The following is a 16,560-nucleotide window of genomic DNA, read 5'->3' on the forward strand; positions in this document are numbered from 1 at the left end:
AACTTTTAGCTTTTTCCAGTCGCTACTTCTGCTTCTTCTGTAAGAACTTTCTCTTCTTTCGCAGGTCCTGCCCAACCCGCGCAAAAGCGCTGAATGCCGCCTGAAATGGCCGTTTCACGGTAGATTGCCAGGCCGAAATGTCGCATTCGAACCGGTTGGGACGCCCGTTTTGTTTAGAAAAACTCATGCCGATTCGGCATAGGGTAGGCGTTTACGGCATTAGACGCGCTCCCCTTGCGTCGGAATAGTTGCGCCTTTTTTCGCCTGCACAGAGCTGTAAATGCTTGGTCGGGGTGACCTTATACGGGGGCCGATGCACAGACTTTTCCGCCATTGAGCGTTCCAGTTCGCGCATCAGCCCGAGTCCAACTGAAGTAAGGGTAATGATATGAAGAAGGCAAAACTAAGCCTCGCCTGGCAGATCCTCATCGGTCTGGTGCTGGGGATTGCAATTGGTGCGCTGCTCAACCATTTCAGTGCCGAAAAGGCCTGGTGGATCAGCAACGTCCTGCAACCGGCAGGCGATATCTTTATCCGCTTGATCAAGATGATCGTGATCCCGATCGTGATTTCCTCGCTGATCGTCGGTATCGCCGGCGTGGGCGACGCGAAGAAGCTCGGGCGCATCGGCCTCAAGACCATCATCTACTTCGAAATCGTCACCACCATCGCCATCCTGGTCGGCCTGGTGCTGGCCAACGTGTTCCACCCGGGCGCCGGCATCGACATGAGCACCCTGGGTACCGTGGATATCTCCAAGTACCAGGCGACCGCCGCCGAGGTCCAGCATGAACACGCGTTCATCGAGACCATCCTCAACCTGATCCCATCGAACATCTTCGCGGCCATGGCCCGCGGCGAGATGCTGCCGATCATCTTCTTCTCGGTGCTGTTCGGCCTGGGTCTGTCGAGCCTGCAGGCCGACTTGCGCGAGCCGCTGGTGAAGATGTTCCAGGGCGTCTCGGAAAGCATGTTCAAAGTCACCCACATGATCATGAACTACGCCCCGATCGGCGTATTCGCCCTGATCGCGGTGACCGTGGCCAACTTCGGTTTCGCTTCCCTGCTGCCGCTGGCCAAGCTGGTGATCCTGGTCTACGTGGCCATCGCCTTCTTCGCCTTCGTGGTCCTGGGCCTGATCGCTCGCCTGTTCGGTTTCTCGGTGATCAAGCTGATGCGCATCTTCAAGGATGAGCTGGTGCTGGCTTACTCCACCGCGAGCTCGGAAACCGTGCTGCCACGGGTGATCGAGAAGATGGAAGCCTACGGTGCGCCGAAAGCCATCTGCAGCTTCGTGGTGCCGACCGGCTACTCGTTCAACCTCGACGGTTCGACCCTGTACCAGTCCATCGCGGCGATCTTCATCGCCCAGCTGTACGGCATCGACCTGTCGATCAGCCAGCAATTGCTGCTGGTCCTGACCCTGATGGTCACCTCCAAGGGTATCGCCGGCGTGCCGGGCGTGTCCTTCGTGGTACTGCTGGCGACCCTGGGCAGCGTGGGCATTCCGCTCGAAGGCCTGGCCTTCATCGCCGGTGTCGACCGTGTGATGGACATGGCCCGTACCGCCCTGAACGTAATCGGCAACGCCCTGGCGGTGCTGGTGATCGCGCGTTGGGAAGGCATGTACGACGACGCCAAGGGCCAGCGCTACTGGAACTCCCTGCCGCACTGGCGCAGCAAGGAGCCGCTGCCAAGCGGCGAGATCACCAAGGGCTGAGGCCGTTCCTATATGTAATGTGCAATCGACAAACCCCGGTCAATCCGGGGTTTGTCGTTTCTGTGGGCCCCGCTATCATTCGCCGCATCTTTTGGGGGAATAACTGATGCTCAATGGCCTGTGGCTTGGCTTCTTCATTGTGGCGGCCGTCTCTGCGCTGGCGCAGTGGCTGGTCGGCGGTAACGCCGGGATCTTCGCGGCGATGGTGGAAAGCATCTTCGCCATGGCCAAGCTGTCGGTGGAAGTGATGGTGCTGTTGTTCGGCACCCTGACTCTGTGGCTGGGCTTCCTGCGGATCGCCGAAAAGGCCGGGATCGTCGACTGGCTGGCCAAGGTCCTGGGCCCGCTGTTCACCCGCCTGATGCCGGAAGTGCCGCCAGGGCATCCGGCCATCGGCCTGATCACCCTGAACTTCGCGGCCAACGGCCTGGGCCTGGACAACGCCGCCACGCCGATCGGCCTCAAGGCCATGCGTGCGCTGCAGGACCTCAACCCCAGCGCGACCACGGCGAGCAATGCGCAGATCCTGTTCCTGGTACTCAACGCTTCATCCCTGACCCTGCTGCCGGTGACCATCTTCATGTACCGCGCCCAGCAAGGTGCCGCCGACCCGACCCTGGTGTTCCTGCCGATCCTGCTGGCCACCAGTGCCTCGACCCTGGTCGGCCTGCTGTCGGTCGCGGTGATGCAGCGCCTGCGCCTGTGGGACCCGGTGGTGCTGGCTTACCTGATCCCCGGCGCCCTGGCCCTGGGCGGCTTCATGGCCTTGCTGGCCACGTTGTCGGCCACCGCGCTGGCGTCGCTGTCGTCGATCCTCGGCAACCTCACGCTGTTCGGCCTGATCATGCTGTTCCTGGTGATCGGCGCGTTGCGCAAGGTCAAGGTCTACGAAGCGTTCGTCGAAGGCGCCAAGGAGGGGTTCGATGTCGCCAAGAACCTGCTGCCTTACCTGGTGGCCATGCTCTGCGCGGTCGGTGTGTTGCGGGCCTCCGGTGCGCTGGATTTCGGCCTCGACGGCATTCGCCACCTGGTGGAATGGGCCGGCTGGGACACCCGCTTCGTCGACGCGCTGCCCACGGCCCTGGTCAAGCCCTTCTCCGGCAGCGCCGCGCGGGCGATGCTGATCGAGACCATGCAGAGCCAGGGCGTGGACAGTTTCCCGGCGCTGGCCGCGGCGACCATTCAGGGCAGTACCGAGACCACCTTCTATGTGCTGGCGGTGTACTTCGGTTCGGTGGGTATCCAGCGGGCGCGCCACGCGGTGGGCTGTGCCTTGCTGGCCGAGCTGGCCGGCGTGGTGGCGGCGATTGCGGTGTGCTACTGGTTCTTTGGTTGAGGCGCGGGATGCTATCGCGGGCAAGCCTCGTTCCTACGGATTGCATTCCTGTAGGGGCGAGGCTCGCGAACAACCTCAGCGGGTTCTGATCGTTGGCGCCAGGCGTGTGCCCTGCTTCACCGTCCACTCCACCACTTGCCGGCTCAAGGCGTCTGCCGCCTGACCGAAGCCGGTGACCACCGCCGGGACCCGGGTGTCGTTCAACGGCTGGCGCACCTCGAAGCGCTGGCTGGCGAGAATCTTCTGGTCGTAGCCGCGCACCAGTCGCGCATCCAGGCGGATCACTACGCCCACGGCCTTGCCCTGGTACTCGCTCTGGAACGCCTGCAGGTTGCCGCCCAGTTCCAGGTCGGTCTGCACGTTGCTGTCGTCGGTGCCCAGCAGTTGCACCCGGCCATCGGCGAGGAAACCTTCCAGCAACCGATCGCGCAGCAGCACCGGCGCCGGATCGCTCCAGCGAGCGTCCTTGTAGCTGCTGATCACATCGCCTTGGGGAATGACCGCAATTCTTGCGCTGTTCAGCGCGTCGCTGGCCTGGGGCTTGGTCAGGCGCAGCGACCAGGGCTGTGCGGTGCCCTGGGACCGCGCTGCGGTGCTCTGGGCCGTGGGCAGGCGGTAGATGTCCACCGGCTCGGCCTGGGGCAGGATCGAGCAGGCGCCGCTCAAGGCGAGGCTGGCGATCAGGGCCAACTGGCCGAATGGGCGATAGGCACGCTTCATGGCGTGAACTCCTTGTTCTTGTCACTGCCCAGCAGATAGCCGCTGGGGTTGGCTTCCAGGCGACGGGAAATGGCCCGCAGCGAGCTCAGGGTGTCCCGCAGCTCGCGCACGGCGGGTGCCAGGCCATTGAGGCCCTGGATGCCGTTGTTCAGCGAGTCCTGGTTATCGGTCAGCAATTGGTTGATGGTCGCGCTGCTCTGCTCCAGCGCTTGCATGGCCTGCTCGGCGCTGCCGAACATCTGCTTGCCCTGTTCGTTGAGCAGGCCGTTGGCGTTGCGCATCAGGGCGGTGGTCTGTTCCAGGGTGGCGCTGGCCTGCTTGCCGATGGAGGCCAGTTGCTGCATGGCCTGGCGCACGTCGCCGCGTTGTTCGGCGAGGACGCCGGTGGTCTGCTCCAGGTGTTCGAGGGTGTTGCTGATGCGTTCGACGTTCTCGGGCGAGAAGATGCCGTTGGCGTTATGCAGCAGCAGGTTGACGCTGGTCATCAGGTCGTCGCTGTTGTTCAGCAGGCGGGCGATCGGCGATGGCGAAGCAACGATCAACGGCAGCTTGCCGTCCTTGCCCTGGAGCGTCTGGCTTTGCGGGGTGCCGCCGCTGAGCTGGATGATCGAGGTGCCGGTAATACCGGTCAGCGCCAGCTTGGCCTGGGTGTCTTCCTTGATCGGGGTCTCGCCGCTCAGGCGGATCCGCGCCAGGACGCGACGCGGGTCCTTGGGGTCGAGGCGCAGGCTGACCACGTCGCCGACCTTGATCCCGCTGTACTGCACGGAGCTGCCCTTGGACAAGCCGCTGACGGCCTCGTTGAACACGACCTCGTAGTCCTTGAACTCGGTGTCGACGCTGGACTTGGCCAGCCACAGGCCGAACAGCAAGGCGCCGACCACCACCAGGACGCTGAACAGGCCGATCAATACATGATGGGCTCGGGTTTCCATGTCATACCTCGTTGAGCTGTGTAGCGGCTTGATACGCCGCGCGGCCGCGAGGGCCATGGAAGTACTCGTGAATCCAGGCGTCGTCGGTCTCGGCGACCTGGTCGATGGCATCCGCCACCAGCACCTTTTTCTGCGCCAGCACCGCCACCCGGTCGGTGATGGTGTACAGCGTATCCAGGTCGTGGGTGACCAGGAATACGCTCAGGCCCAAGGCGTCACGCAGGGTCAAAATCAGTTGGTCGAACGCCGCGGCGCCGATCGGATCGAGGCCGGCGGTGGGTTCGTCGAGAAACAGGATGTCCGGATCCAGGGCCAGGGCCCGTGCCAGCGCGGCGCGCTTGATCATGCCGCCGGACAGCGAAGACGGGTATTTGTCGGCCGCCGACAGCGGCAGGCCGGCCAGGGCCAGTTTCACCGCCGCCAGGTGCTCGGCGTCGGCGCGGCTGAAGCCGGCATGTTCGATCAGCGGCAGGGCGACGTTTTCGGTCACGGTCAGCGACGAGAACAGCGCGCCTTTCTGGAACAGCACGCCGAAGCGTCGTTCGATCAGCGAGCGTTCGTGCTCGGCCAGGCTCGGCAGGTTCTGGCCGAACACCCGCACCGAGCCCGCGCTGGGCTGGCGCAGGCCGATGATGCTGCGCAGCAGCACCGATTTGCCGCTGCCCGAGCCTCCGACCACAGCGAGGATCTCGCCCTTGTACAGGTCCAGGTCGAGGTTTTCATGCACGCTCTGCGGGCCGAAGCGGTTGCACAGGCCGCGGACTTCGATCACCGCCTCGGTGGGCGCGCGGGTTGTACGGTTCACCAGCTCATCTCCATGAAGAACAGCGCGGCGACGGCATCCAGGACAATCACCACGAAGATCGATTGCACCACGCTGGACGTGGTATGGGCGCCCACGGACTCGGCGCTGCCGCTGACCTTGAACCCCTCCAGGCAGCCGATGGCGGCGATCAGGAAGGCGAAGATCGGCGCCTTGACCATGCCCACCAGGAAGTGCTGCACGCCGATGTCCGATTGCAGCAGCGCGAGGAACATCGCCGGCGAGATGTCCAGCGACAGGGCGCAGACCACCCCGCCCCCGACTATCCCCGAGAGCATGGCCAGGAAGGTCAGCATCGGCAGTGCCACCAGCAGCGCCAGGACCCGTGGCAGCACCAGCAGCTCCATCGGGTCCAGGCCCAGGGTGCGGATCGCGTCGATCTCTTCGTTGGCCTTCATCGAGCCGATCTGCGCCGTGAAGGCGCTCGCGGTGCGGCCGGCCATGAGGATCGCGGTCAGCAGCACGCCGAATTCACGCAGGAAGGAAAACGCCACCAGGTCGACGGTAAAGATGCTGGCGCCGAAACTCTGCAGCACCGTGGCGCCGAGGAAGGCCACCACGGCGCCGACCAGGAACGTCAGCAAGGCGACGATGGGCGCGGCGTCCAGGCCGGTCTGCTCGATGTGCGCGACCATCGGCGTGATGCGCCAGCGCTTGGGGTGCAGCAGCCCGCGGGCGAGGGTTTCCAGGATCAGGCCGACGAAACCCAGCAGTTTCAGGCTGTCCTGCCAGACACTGTCGACCGCCTTGCCGATCCGCGTCAGCAACTGGATGCCGACCGATACTTCCGGTTCCTTGATCGGCACGCAGAAGTCGGTCAACGAGCAGTAGACGGTCTGCAGCAGCGCACGGTCGGCCGAAGACAGGGTGCAGTCCGGATGCTCGGCGGACTGGCCCAGGCGTTCCGAACCCAACAGCTCCACCAGCAGCGAAGCGCCGGCGGTGTCGAGGGCGCCCAGGCCGTTGAGGTCGATGTGCGTGTTGGCGTCGTACTGCCCGGCGAGCGTCGCACACAGGTGCTTGAGCTCGGTGTAGTGGGCGAGCGTCCAGTCCCCCGACACATGCAGTTGCGAGGGGGTACTCGACATATCCAGGTGGGCCCTGCCGGCCGTCGCGCTAGGGATCATAAGCTCCGTGCTTGTATGGCTTTTACGCAGTGCTACGTAATACCACGATCGGACGATTTTGCCTTGTACTAAGGTGCTGGGTTCGATCCGCTATCGGTGATCTTGAAACGCAGCACGCCGATCACCTGCCCGTCTTCGGTCAGTACCCGGACCTGCCAGTCGCCGGTCGGGTCGCCGGGGAAATTCTGCTTGTGCGACCAGGCGCGGTAGCCTTCCTTGCGTCCGCCGTGGATGTCCAGGGCCACCCGGTCGACCTCTTTACCGTTGAACTGCCAGACGTGATAAATCCGCTCGTCCAGCCCGCGCGGCGCGTTGATCGCGGTGTAGGCATACAGGCCGGCGGAGCGCACGTCGCTGGCGCCGACCTCCTTGAGGCTGTTGCCCGGCGTGCGGTCTTGCAGCTGGGTGCTGATGGCATCCTCGGTGATCCACAACGTCGCCGGCGGTACCCAGGAGCGCAGCAGCCAGCCGGCGCCGCCGATGGCCAGGGTCATGCCCAGCAGCATCAGCGTGCCGCGCAGGGTGCGGATGGGGAAAATCGACGCCAGGCTGGGAAACGACAGCAACATGGCGGTGCCCAGGGCCAGCTTGAAGCTTTGCGCCGTGGTCAGGTGCACAATGATCGGCAGCGCGGTCAGCAGCACGGCGAATAGCGTCAGGGTGTGCAGGGCGAGGAACAGCCAGCGCCGCGGGGCCAGCCACTTGTAGTACAACGGGTCGATGATCGAGATCAGCGCCGCGGCCCCCAGCAGGCCGGTGAATACCAGCTGCCCGCTGTTCCAGGCGGTGGTGACGAAGAAGAACGGCAGGACGAAGAACAGGCTTTCCTGGTGAATCATCTGCGTTGCGTAACGCAGCAGCGGCTGGGGAATTTCCCGCTTGAAGATCCTGGCGAACAGCTCGGTCAGGCTGTTTTCCAGCATCAGCCAGACCCAGCTCACCAGCATGATCACGGCGATCCAGGAGGCCAGGCTCTGCTGGCGATCCACCAGGATGAAGCTGCCGACCCCGGAAATGAAACCGCCGAGCGCAATGACCCCCGGGTAGCGCTGCATCAGTTCCAGGATGCGCTGTATGAGATGAGTCAGGTTTGGCATGCGGTGATTCACATCAGAAAAAAATCCCCGACAGAATAACGGTTTAGCGCGACAAAAGACGCATCAGGCATGCGCTCGTTTGCGATAAGCGCGCCATCCGGCCAGAGCGAAAACCATCAGCGCCAGGGCGCCGAGGATCAGCCCACTCAAGGCGGCGTAGCTCAGCAGCGGCTTTTCGATACGCAGATAACCGGGTTGATCCAGCAGTTTGCGCAGGGCCAGGTCGGCCTGTTTCAGACTGACGGCGTGCAGGCGCTTGGCCGGGTCGGCGAAATGCCCGTCCTGGTAGTCGCTCAACGCACCCCAGTAGTAGTCCGCCAGCGCGCTGTTGCCCTGCACCGCCCAGGCCTGGCGGGCAATGGCGGCCTGTTTCAGGCGAGCGAAGGTGGCGGGGTCCAGGCCGTCCTTGAGCAGTTGCGTCTTCAGCTCGTCGATCAGGCGCCGGGCCAGGGGCACGTCCCCGCGCGCAAGATCGGCATTCAGGCTGAGAAAGCCGACGCCGCCGAACACCTCGCGCTCGCTCGACGGGCCGTAAGACAGCTCATGCTCGAGGCGCAACTGGCGGTACAGCGCCCAGTCGAGATAGTCCTTGAGCAGGTCGAAGGTTTCATCGTGCTGCTGGTCGAGGGTCGGCTCGGGGAACAGCCAATGCAGTTTGGCGCTGTCGCCGACCCAGCCTTGGACCAGGTTGCGCTCGGCGGCGGCGGTCTGCTGGATGTCCGGCAGGCCCTGGTGTTCGCTGGGCTCCACCGGCGCCAGTTCGCCATAGCTGCGCTCCAGGTAGGCTGGCAGCAGGCGATCGAGGTCGCCGACGACAATCAGGGTCATGTTGTTCGGGGCGTACCAGTCCCGGCGCAGTTGCTCCAGTTGTTCGAGGGTCAGCGAGTCGACTTCGGCCCGTTCGGCGCATTTGAGGCCCAGCTCCACCGCCAGCTGGTTGCTGGCCGTATGGCCGAGGTCCTGGCGGTCCAGCCAGCGCTGCAAGTGGGAGTAATGCCCGCCGTCTTCACGCTCGACCACCCGTTTCGCGGTTTGCAGCGCCTTGTCGTCGAGCCGGGTGCGGGTCAGCAGGGCCAGCAGCAGGTCCAGCACCTTGCGCTGGTTTTTCGCCGGCGCCTCGATGACGAAGGTGGTGTCGGCATTGCTGGTGTAGGCGTTCCATTCGCCTCCCAGGGCTTGCATGCGCTCCTCCAGCCCGCCCTCGCCGCTGGCGTCGATGCCGCTGAACAGCAAGTGCTCGAGCAGGTGCGGCAGCTCCTTGTCGGCGCAGGCGAAATCGTCGAGCCCCACCCCGACGACCAGGCGAATCGCCACATGGCCGCGCTCGTTGCCCGGCTTGAGCAGCAGTTGCAGGCCGTTGGGCAGCATGTAGCCTTCGACCTGGAAGCGATCCAGGGCAAACGAATGAGCTGAGCCGAGCAGCAGGCAGGCGAACAACAGGCAACGCATAACGAGTTCCTTACGGCTTGCGTAAGTTCTAGGTTCGGTACGTAAACTGCCTGCGCGTCGATCATGCTGCGTTAAAAACGGCCTCGGAATGCTCATGTAGGCCCCTACACTCCGCTTCCTCGTCCGTTTTTGCCTTGCCTGATCGCCGCTCGGCGACTTTCCGTACCGACCTTCAGACTTCCAGTAACTGTGGACGTTCAGGGTGAATGGGTGATGTCAGCCATATCGTCCACGGCGAGCGCGCCGGTTTCGGAGGTGCCCAGCACCACATAGGCGCTGCCGCAGAACAGTGAGTTCAGGCGTTTCATATCGGCGATCAGCTCCAGGTGCAGCGAGCTGGTCTCGATGCTCTGGACGATTTTACGTTGCAGGCGGCTGACATGGGCATGGGCCAGGCGACGTTCCTGGGCGCGGAAGCGGCGTTTTTCCCGCAGCAGCTGGCGGGCGCTTTCCGGGTCGGCGCTGAGAAACACCGAAAGCCCCAGGCGCAGGTTGGCCAGTAGTTGTTCGTGCAGGCCGGCCAGTTCTTCGAGGCCGACTTCGGAGAAGGAGCGACGTTGCGCGGTCTTCTGTTGCTGGACCTTGCGCAACATGCGGTCGATCAGGTCGCTGGCCAGTTTCAGGTTGATCGCCAGTTCGATGATCTCGGCCCAGCGCCGGCTGTCCTGCTCGCCCAGGTCTTCGCGAGGCATCTGCGCCAGGTAGAGCTTGATCGCGCTGTAGAGCACCTCGACATCTTCGTTGAGGCTGCGCATTTCCTGGGTGATCGCGGTCTGCTTGCCGCGCAGCACGTCGAGCATGGCTTCGAGCATGCTGTCGATCAGGTCGCCAATGCGCAGGGTTTCCCGGGCGGCGTTGGCCAGGGCCAGGCTGGGAGTGGCCAGGGCGGTCGGATCGAGATGGCGAGGCTTGGCCCGGCCATTGGTTTCCGGGCGCTCCGGGAGCAGCCAGGCGCAGACTTTGGCCATAGGTCCGACCGTTGGCAGCAGGATCAGGCAGCGCAGGGTGTTGTAGAGCAGGTGGAAGCCGATCACCACCTCCTGCGGGCTGAAATCCAGGCTGTCCATCCAGCGGGCGAGCGGATCGAGCACGGGGATGATCAGCAGCAGGCCGATCAGTTTGTACAGCAGGCTGCCCAGGGCCACTTGGCGGCCCGCGGCGTTCTGCATGTTGGTGCTGAGAAAGGCCAGCACGCCGCTGCCGATGTTGGCGCCGATCACCAGGCCGATGGCCACCGGCAGGCTGATGACGCCGGCACCGGCCAGGGTGGCGGTGAGCAGGACGGCCGCCAGGCTGGAATAGGAAATCATGGCGAACAGCGCGCCCATCAGGGCGTCGAGCAGTATGTCGCCGGTCAGCGAGGCGAACAGCACCTTCACCCCCTGGGCATGGGTGATGGGCGTCGCGGCCTCGACTATCAGTTGCAGCGCCAGGATGATCAGCCCCAGGCCGATTCCCACCCGTCCGAGCTGACCGGCCCGGGTCTGTTTGCGCGACAGGAAGAAGATTACCCCGAGGAAGATCAGCAGCGGCGACAGCCAGGACAGGTCGAAGGTCAGCACCCGCGCCATCAGCGCGGTACCGACATCGGCGCCGAGCATGGTCGCCAGGGCGGGTGTCAGCGCCATCAGGCCCTGGCCGACGAACGAGGTGACCAGCATGGCCGTGGCGTTGCTGCTCTGGACCATGGCGGTGACCAGGATGCCGGCGACGAACGCCAGCGGACGCCTGGCCATGTTCTGGCCGATGACGTGCCGCAGGTTGGTGCCGTAGACCCGCAGGATACCGGTGCGGACGATGTGCGTGCCCCAGACCAGCAAGGCCACTGCGGAGAGCAGATTGAGCAGGGTGAGCATGACAGGCCCCCTGTGGTGAATATGCCCCAGAGGGGCAAGTTAACGATGCCGCGCGTCTTTCTACGTTCTGTACTTAAGCTGTAGTTGGCTAACGGTCTGGGCGCCAGCATCGCATAGCTGATACGGCGATTGAAACAAAACTGTCATGAAGAACGGCTTTTCGCAGGCATGAAAAAAGGGGCTCGAAAGCCCCCTTTTTCGTTGCGCCCTCGGGTTATTGACCCGGGATGTCCTTGCGCAGTTTCACCGGGTCTTGCTGCTTCTTCTTTTTCGCGATGGCGGTGCGCATCTTGATGTTGATCGCCTCCACCGCCAGCGAGAAGCCCATGGCGAAGTAGACGTAGCCTTTTGGCACATGGACGTCGAACGCCTCGGCAATCAGCACGGTACCGACCACCAGCAGGAACGACAGCGCCAGCATCTTCAGCGACGGGTGCTTGTCGATGAACTCGCTGATGGTGCCCGAAGCCAGCATCATCACCAGCACGGCGACGATGATCGCAGCGACCATGACCGGCACGTGGGACACCATGCCGACGGCGGTGATCACCGAGTCCAGGGAGAACACGATGTCGATGATCGCGATCTGGATGATGGTGTAGAAGAAGTTGCCGCCCTTGCCGCCTGGCTCATCGGCGGTTTCGTCCTCGCCTTCCAGGGCGTGGTACATCTCCTGGGAGCTCTTCCAGAGCAGGAACAGGCCACCGAAGAACAGGATCAGGTCGCGCCCGGAAATGCCCTGGCCGAAGACTTCGAATAGGTCGGCGGTCAGGCGCATGACCCAGGTGATCGACAGCAGCAACAGGATCCGCGTGACCATGGCCAGCGCCAGGCCGAAAATCCGGGTGCGGGCCTGCATGTGTTTGGGCATGCGGCTGACCAGGATCGAGATCATGATGATGTTATCGATACCCAGAACGATTTCGAGGGCGGTCAGGGTAAAGAAGGCAACCCAGATTTCCGGGTTGGTCAGCCATTCCATGTGTATTCCTTTGAGCGAGTGTTGAACCGCGCCAGCCGAGGCTCGGAAACCAAGTCTAGCGGCCGGCGTGGCGAGTCATTGATTTTATAGAGTGCTGAACAGCGGAAAGATCCCCATCAGCAAGGCGGCGAACATTATGCATAGGCAAACCAGCACTGCCCACTTGAGGGTAAAGCGTTGGTGGTCGCCGAATTCGATACCGGCCAGGGCCACCAGCAGGTAGGTCGAAGGGACCAGCGGGCTGAGCAGATGGACGGGCTGGCCGACGATCGAGGCACGGGCCATTTCCACCGCGGTGATGCCGTAGTGGCTGGCGGCTTCGGCGAGCACCGGCAATACCCCGTAGTAGAACGCATCGTTGGACATGAAGAAGGTGAACGGCATGCTCACCAGCGCGGTAATCACCGCCAGGTACGGGCCCAGGGCGTTAGGAATCACCGCCAGCAGGCTTTTCGACATGGCGTCGACCATGCCGGTACCGGTCAGGATGCCGGTGAAGATACCGGCGGCGAAGATCAGCCCCACCACCGACAGCACGCTGCCGGCATGGGCCGCGACGCGGTCCTTCTGCTGTTGCAGGCACGGGTAGTTGACGATCATCGCGATACTGAAGGCCACCATGAACAGCACGGGCAGCGGCAGCAGGCCGGCGATCAGCGCGCACATCAGGGCGAAGGTCAGGGCACCGTTGAACCAGATCAGCTTCGGACGACGGGCATCCGGGAACTGCGAAACGCTGATTTCGCTATGGTCGATCTCGTCGCCCTGCAGGTGCAGTTCACCCAGGCGCGCCCGCTCACGCTTGCCGTACATATAGGCGATCGCCAGGATCGCGACCACGCCGGCCAGCATCGCCGGGATCATCGGCACGAAGATGTCCGACGGGTCGACGTGCAGCGCACTGGCGGCACGGGCAGTCGGGCCGCCCCAGGGGGTCATGTTCATCACGCCGCCGGCCAGGATGATCAGGCCGGCCATGATCCGCGGGCTCATGCCGATGCGGCTGTACAGCGGCAGCATGGCCGCCACGCAGATCATGTAGGTGGTGGCGCCGTCACCGTCCAGCGACACCACGAGGGCCAGCACGGCGGTGCCGACCGAAACCTTCAGCGGGTCGCCCTTGACCAGCTTGAGGATCTTGCGCACGGCCGGGTCGAACAGGCCGGAGTCGATCATCAGGGCGAAGTACAGGATGGCGAACATCAGCATCACGCCGGTCGGTGCCAGCTTGGTGATGCCTTCGAGCATCATCGGGCCGATCTTCGGTGCGAAGCCGCCGAACAGCGCGAACAGGATTGGAACGATGATCAGGGCGATCAGCGCGGACAGGCGCTTGGTCATGATCAGGAACATGAACGTGATGACCATGGCGAAGCCAAGGAAAGTCAGCATGGGAATACTCCAGGCGTAGCGCGGCTAGGGAAGACGAACCGAGGGAATCAGCGCGGAACGGACAGCGCGGGACGTGCTGGAGGAAGCGGGATGGAAAGGCGGGTAAGAACGGACATCAGAATCACCAAATTGTTGTTGTTAATTGGGCCATGCGGCGCGAAGCGCGCGTATGGCCAACCGGTCTGTTGCCGGTAGTGGAGGCGATCCTAATCGCGGAAGCTTTCAGCTACCTTTCGTTGAGCAAAGCATTGGCCGCAAGCGTCGCGAGCCGACGTGCGGTCAAAAAATAACCAGAACGGGTTGCCGGCGGGTCGTTTGCGGTGGCCTGGTCATTGGCTGGGAGGTCGGTAGATGAACCTGTTGCATACCGGAGGTTGCCACTGCGGCCAGTTGCGCTATCAGTTCAGCGGGCCGCTGCGCGATATCGCCCATTGTCACTGTTCGATCTGCCGCCGGGTCAGCGGTGGCCTGGTGACCACCTGGATCACCCTGCCCCGCCCGGCTTTCCAGTGGCTGGCCGGAACACCGGCGCGGTACGACTCTTCGCCCGGTTGCGCGCGGTATTTCTGCCCGAGTTGCGGCGCCCACCTGGCGCTGGTCACCCAACTGAGCCCGGACAGTATCGATGTGACGGTGGCGACCCTGGATCACCCGGAGCTGGCGCCGGCCGACCGGCATATCTGGACCGATAGCCGTTTGCCGTGGCTGCACCTGGATGAACAGTTGCCGGGCGAGGCCGAGGAAACTTTGTAAGGAGTGAGATCGCTTCGCGGGCAAGCCTCGCTCCTACGGGCCACGCGTTTTTGTAGGAGCGAGGCTTGCCCGCGATGCTTCTGGCCTCAGGGCAGTTCCAGCCCGCCCGCCGCCTTGTGCAGGGCGCGCAGGTGTTCGCCGACCTGTTTCAGGTTGGCTTCGTTGGCGGCGATCTCGGCGGCGCGCTGGGGCTCCAGCAAGGCGCGTGCTTCCTTGTCCAGGTCGCCGGTCAGGGCTTGCAGCTGTTTCTGCCGCAGGCTGCTTTCCGCTTCCAGGCGCTGCCATTCGCTGGGCTGCGGCAAGCCGTAGCCGCTGCTCCCCAGCAGTTCCGCGGGGCGACTGAGGAAACCACTGTTGGCGAGGATTTCCCGCAGGGTCTGGTTGGCCTTGTCCATGCCACCGTTCTGCAACTCGCGGGCGCCCAGGTAACGTTGCTTGACCTCATCCTGGGCCAGCAGCAACTGGCGCCGGAAGCTCGCCTGTTCGAGCAGCAGCAAGGCGGCGCTGGTGCGCAGGTCCGCCTGGTCGAACCACTGGCGCCGCTCCTCGGCGCTCAGCGACAGCCAGTCTTCCACGCTGTTCTGCTTGATCGGCAAGTGCTTCTTCAGCACCTCGAACATGGCCTGGTAGCGGTCGCGGAAAGAATCGAAGCGATAGCCCAGGCGCAAGGCTTCGCGCGGATCGTCCAGCACGCTGGTATCGGCCAGGCCACGGGCCTTGAGCACTTCCAGCAGGCCGTTGGGCATGATGCTGTCCAGGCCGGTGAGCTGGGCGTTGTTGCTGCCGCTGCGCAGCAGTTTCAGGCTTTCCACCGCACAGTTGTTGGACAGGAAGTAATAGTTGCCGTCGTAGCTCCAGTGCATCTCGGCCGCGTGCTCGACCACTTCCTCGATCTCGCTGCGTGACAGGTTCAGCGGCACCGACGCCAGGCTGCGCAGCTCGGTCTTGGTGTACTCATCGATGACCTGGGCCAGGGGCAGGATAAACAGCCGCGAGGGGTACTTGCCGACCAGGCCGTCCCAGCTCGACAGCTGCACATCGCCGACGAAGGCGCGATAAGACAGCACCAGGTGCTGGTCGAGGTCCAGCCGGCAATCCGGTCCGCGAGGCCGGCCAGGTGCGCAGATCACCAGGCGCAGCATGCTGTGCCCCCAGCGGCTGACCCAGTTCTGGTTGGCCTCGGCCAGCAGGTAGTCCACGGCATAGACCCGTTCGGGGTCGACCTGCCCCAGCGGCTGCTTGGCGAAATCGTTTCCGGCGTTGAGGAAGGCGAAGGACCGGGCACAACTGTCCTTGGCCTTCGGCGCCCAGCCGAAATGCTCCTGGTAGTAGCGGTACAGTGCCGGCCGGCGGCAGGCGTAGCTCGGATCCAGGAGGAAGTACTCCATATTCACCGCGACGAACTCTTTCGGGTTGGTCGTTTCGTAGAGGTCCGGGCTGCGGGCGATCTGGCGGTTGTATTGCTCGCGCTCGCCCCGGCGCCCGACGTATTGCGGCCAGCCGGCGAGGTCGAGCAGGCGCGGATCGTCGCTGAGGGTGAAACGTCGCTCGGTCTGGCCGCGACACTGGTCCGGCAGGCCGATCAGCCCGGAGGAACTGTACTGGCGGCTGCAGCGCTGGATCAGCGTGCGTTCGGCGCTCGACCACAGGCGCGAGCGGTCGTAGATATGGGTGAGTTCATGCAGCACAGTGGCGAGCATTTCCCGGCGCACGGTGCCATGGGGGCGGTTGGTTTTCTGGGTGGCCGCACTGCCATCGGTTAGGCCGGCCAGCAGATTGCGGTTGAGATCGAGTTCGTCGACCAACGCTGCTTGCCCATAGGCGTTATGGGGCATGTCGTCAGTCCAGCCGACATCGATGCGGCGGTCCAGCTGCTGGATGAAGCGCGGTGGCAGCGCCTGCATCGCTTCATCCAGCAGGGCCTGGCTGGCGCGTTGCTGGTCCGGGGTCAGGCCATCGGTCTTGAGCCGCAGTTGCAGGTCTGCTTGAGCGCTGTTGCCCACGAGCAACAGCGCCGCGCTCAGCAGCCAGGCAGCGAGCGACCTCACAATGCGAGGATGGCTTCGGCGAGAACCTGGTCGCTGGCGTCGCGGGCTTCCGGCACGCGGTCACGCAAGGTATCGAAAGCGGCTTCCAGCTGGACGCCTCGGATATCGCCATTGCTGGCGACGAAGCTGGCGGCATCGTCATGAGCGGCACGGACGATTTTCGAGTCGCGGATGGAGGTGGTGGTGTCCGAGGTGAAATCGATGGTACGACCAAAGGCTCGAACGATGATGTTACTGGTGGCTACCAGGGTTTGCGCCTGGGCGACATCGGCCAACAGCAACAGGCCGAGGGTGGCAGCAATCAGCGGGCTACGCATGGAAC

At 63.8% G+C, this 16,560-nt stretch carries 14 protein-coding genes; 3 read left to right on the forward strand and 11 right to left on the reverse strand.

The annotated features are described in order from the left end of the window. The first annotated feature begins 388 nt into the window (after positions 1-388). Both gltP and TO66_RS00475 read left to right on the forward strand, forming a co-directional pair. On the forward strand, positions 389-1,720 hold the full coding sequence (gene gltP / locus TO66_RS00470) for a glutamate/aspartate:proton symporter GltP (RefSeq protein WP_044460467.1): 1,332 nt from the start codon (positions 389-391) through the stop codon (positions 1,718-1,720). A 106-nt stretch (positions 1,721-1,826) separates the two neighbouring features. Further along, positions 1,827-3,056 (forward strand): nucleoside recognition domain-containing protein, encoded by a 1,230-nt coding sequence (locus tag TO66_RS00475; RefSeq protein WP_044460468.1) that lies wholly within the window; start codon positions 1,827-1,829, stop codon positions 3,054-3,056. Positions 3,057-3,131: 75 nt separating this feature from the next. Here the strand turns inward: TO66_RS00475 and TO66_RS00480 are convergent, their stop codons facing one another. The 9 genes from TO66_RS00480 to TO66_RS00520 all read right to left on the reverse strand — a co-directional run bounded on the left by TO66_RS00480 (position 3,132) and on the right by TO66_RS00520 (position 13,437). Beyond that, complete coding sequence (locus TO66_RS00480; protein ID WP_044460469.1) at positions 3,132-3,776, reverse strand: ABC-type transport auxiliary lipoprotein family protein; 645 nt, start codon at positions 3,774-3,776, stop codon at positions 3,132-3,134. Next, a complete protein-coding gene (locus TO66_RS00485) occupies positions 3,773-4,711 on the reverse strand; it encodes an MlaD family protein (RefSeq protein WP_044460470.1) in 939 nt (312 codons plus the stop codon). The genes TO66_RS00480 and TO66_RS00485 overlap by 4 nt, the downstream gene beginning before the upstream one ends. Position 4,712: 1 nt before the next feature. Beyond that, a complete protein-coding gene (locus TO66_RS00490; protein ID WP_044460471.1) occupies positions 4,713-5,516 on the reverse strand; it encodes an ABC transporter ATP-binding protein in 804 nt (267 codons plus the stop codon). Further along, positions 5,513-6,661, reverse strand: a complete 1,149-nt coding sequence (locus tag TO66_RS00495) for an ABC transporter permease (RefSeq protein ID WP_044460472.1) — start codon at positions 6,659-6,661, stop codon at positions 5,513-5,515. Before TO66_RS00495 ends, TO66_RS00490 begins: the two co-directional genes overlap by 4 nt. Positions 6,662-6,729: 68 nt before the next feature. Then, positions 6,730-7,758, reverse strand: a complete 1,029-nt coding sequence (locus TO66_RS00500) for a DUF5924 family protein (RefSeq protein WP_044460473.1) — start codon at positions 7,756-7,758, stop codon at positions 6,730-6,732. 63 nt (positions 7,759-7,821) lie between these two features. Continuing rightward, positions 7,822-9,207 (reverse strand): pitrilysin family protein, encoded by a 1,386-nt coding sequence (locus TO66_RS00505; protein WP_044460474.1) that lies wholly within the window; start codon positions 9,205-9,207, stop codon positions 7,822-7,824. A gap of 197 nt (positions 9,208-9,404) precedes the next feature. Further along, entirely contained in the window at positions 9,405-11,063 is a 1,659-nt protein-coding gene (locus TO66_RS00510) for a Na/Pi cotransporter family protein (protein ID WP_044460475.1), read from the reverse strand. A 214-nt stretch (positions 11,064-11,277) separates the two neighbouring features. Beyond that, on the reverse strand, positions 11,278-12,045 hold the full coding sequence (locus tag TO66_RS00515; RefSeq protein ID WP_044460476.1) for a TerC family protein: 768 nt from the start codon (positions 12,043-12,045) through the stop codon (positions 11,278-11,280). Positions 12,046-12,129: 84 nt separating this feature from the next. Beyond that, positions 12,130-13,437 carry a CitMHS family transporter gene (locus tag TO66_RS00520; RefSeq protein ID WP_044460477.1) on the reverse strand — a complete coding sequence of 436 codons (1,308 nt, stop codon included), beginning with the start codon at positions 13,435-13,437 and terminating at the stop codon, positions 12,130-12,132. Between the two features lie 351 nt (positions 13,438-13,788). Between TO66_RS00520 and TO66_RS00525 the strand changes: the two genes are divergently transcribed. Then, on the forward strand, positions 13,789-14,190 hold the full coding sequence (locus tag TO66_RS00525; protein ID WP_044460478.1) for a GFA family protein: 402 nt from the start codon (positions 13,789-13,791) through the stop codon (positions 14,188-14,190). Positions 14,191-14,276: 86 nt separating this feature from the next. On the opposite strand, the gene TO66_RS00530 is transcribed toward TO66_RS00525, so the two are convergent. Beyond that, a complete protein-coding gene (locus tag TO66_RS00530; RefSeq protein WP_044460479.1) occupies positions 14,277-16,238 on the reverse strand; it encodes a DUF4105 domain-containing protein in 1,962 nt (653 codons plus the stop codon). Continuing rightward, on the reverse strand, positions 16,235-16,555 hold the full coding sequence (locus TO66_RS00535) for a DUF2388 domain-containing protein (protein WP_044460480.1): 321 nt from the start codon (positions 16,553-16,555) through the stop codon (positions 16,235-16,237). Before TO66_RS00535 ends, TO66_RS00530 begins: the two co-directional genes overlap by 4 nt. Positions 16,556-16,560: the final 5 nt, after the last annotated feature.

Source organism: Pseudomonas sp. MRSN 12121 (genome assembly GCF_000931465.1).
Taxonomy (GTDB): domain Bacteria; phylum Pseudomonadota; class Gammaproteobacteria; order Pseudomonadales; family Pseudomonadaceae; genus Aquipseudomonas.

Coding starts and splice junctions, on each gene's coding strand:
- gltP (WP_044460467.1), top strand. CDS start 389: ATGAAGAAGGCAAAACTAAGCCTCGCCTGGCAGATCCTCATCGGTCTG.
- TO66_RS00475 (WP_044460468.1), top strand. CDS start 1,827: ATGCTCAATGGCCTGTGGCTTGGCTTCTTCATTGTGGCGGCCGTCTCT.
- TO66_RS00480 (WP_044460469.1), bottom strand. CDS start 3,776: ATGAAGCGTGCCTATCGCCCATTCGGCCAGTTGGCCCTGATCGCCAGC.
- TO66_RS00485 (WP_044460470.1), bottom strand. CDS start 4,711: ATGGAAACCCGAGCCCATCATGTATTGATCGGCCTGTTCAGCGTCCTG.
- TO66_RS00495 (WP_044460472.1), bottom strand. CDS start 6,661: ATGATCCCTAGCGCGACGGCCGGCAGGGCCCACCTGGATATGTCGAGT.
- TO66_RS00500 (WP_044460473.1), bottom strand. CDS start 7,758: ATGCCAAACCTGACTCATCTCATACAGCGCATCCTGGAACTGATGCAG.
- TO66_RS00505 (WP_044460474.1), bottom strand. CDS start 9,207: ATGCGTTGCCTGTTGTTCGCCTGCCTGCTGCTCGGCTCAGCTCATTCG.
- TO66_RS00510 (WP_044460475.1), bottom strand. CDS start 11,063: ATGCTCACCCTGCTCAATCTGCTCTCCGCAGTGGCCTTGCTGGTCTGG.
- TO66_RS00515 (WP_044460476.1), bottom strand. CDS start 12,045: ATGGAATGGCTGACCAACCCGGAAATCTGGGTTGCCTTCTTTACCCTG.
- TO66_RS00520 (WP_044460477.1), bottom strand. CDS start 13,437: ATGCTGACTTTCCTTGGCTTCGCCATGGTCATCACGTTCATGTTCCTG.
- TO66_RS00525 (WP_044460478.1), top strand. CDS start 13,789: ATGAACCTGTTGCATACCGGAGGTTGCCACTGCGGCCAGTTGCGCTAT.
- TO66_RS00535 (WP_044460480.1), bottom strand. CDS start 16,555: ATGCGTAGCCCGCTGATTGCTGCCACCCTCGGCCTGTTGCTGTTGGCC.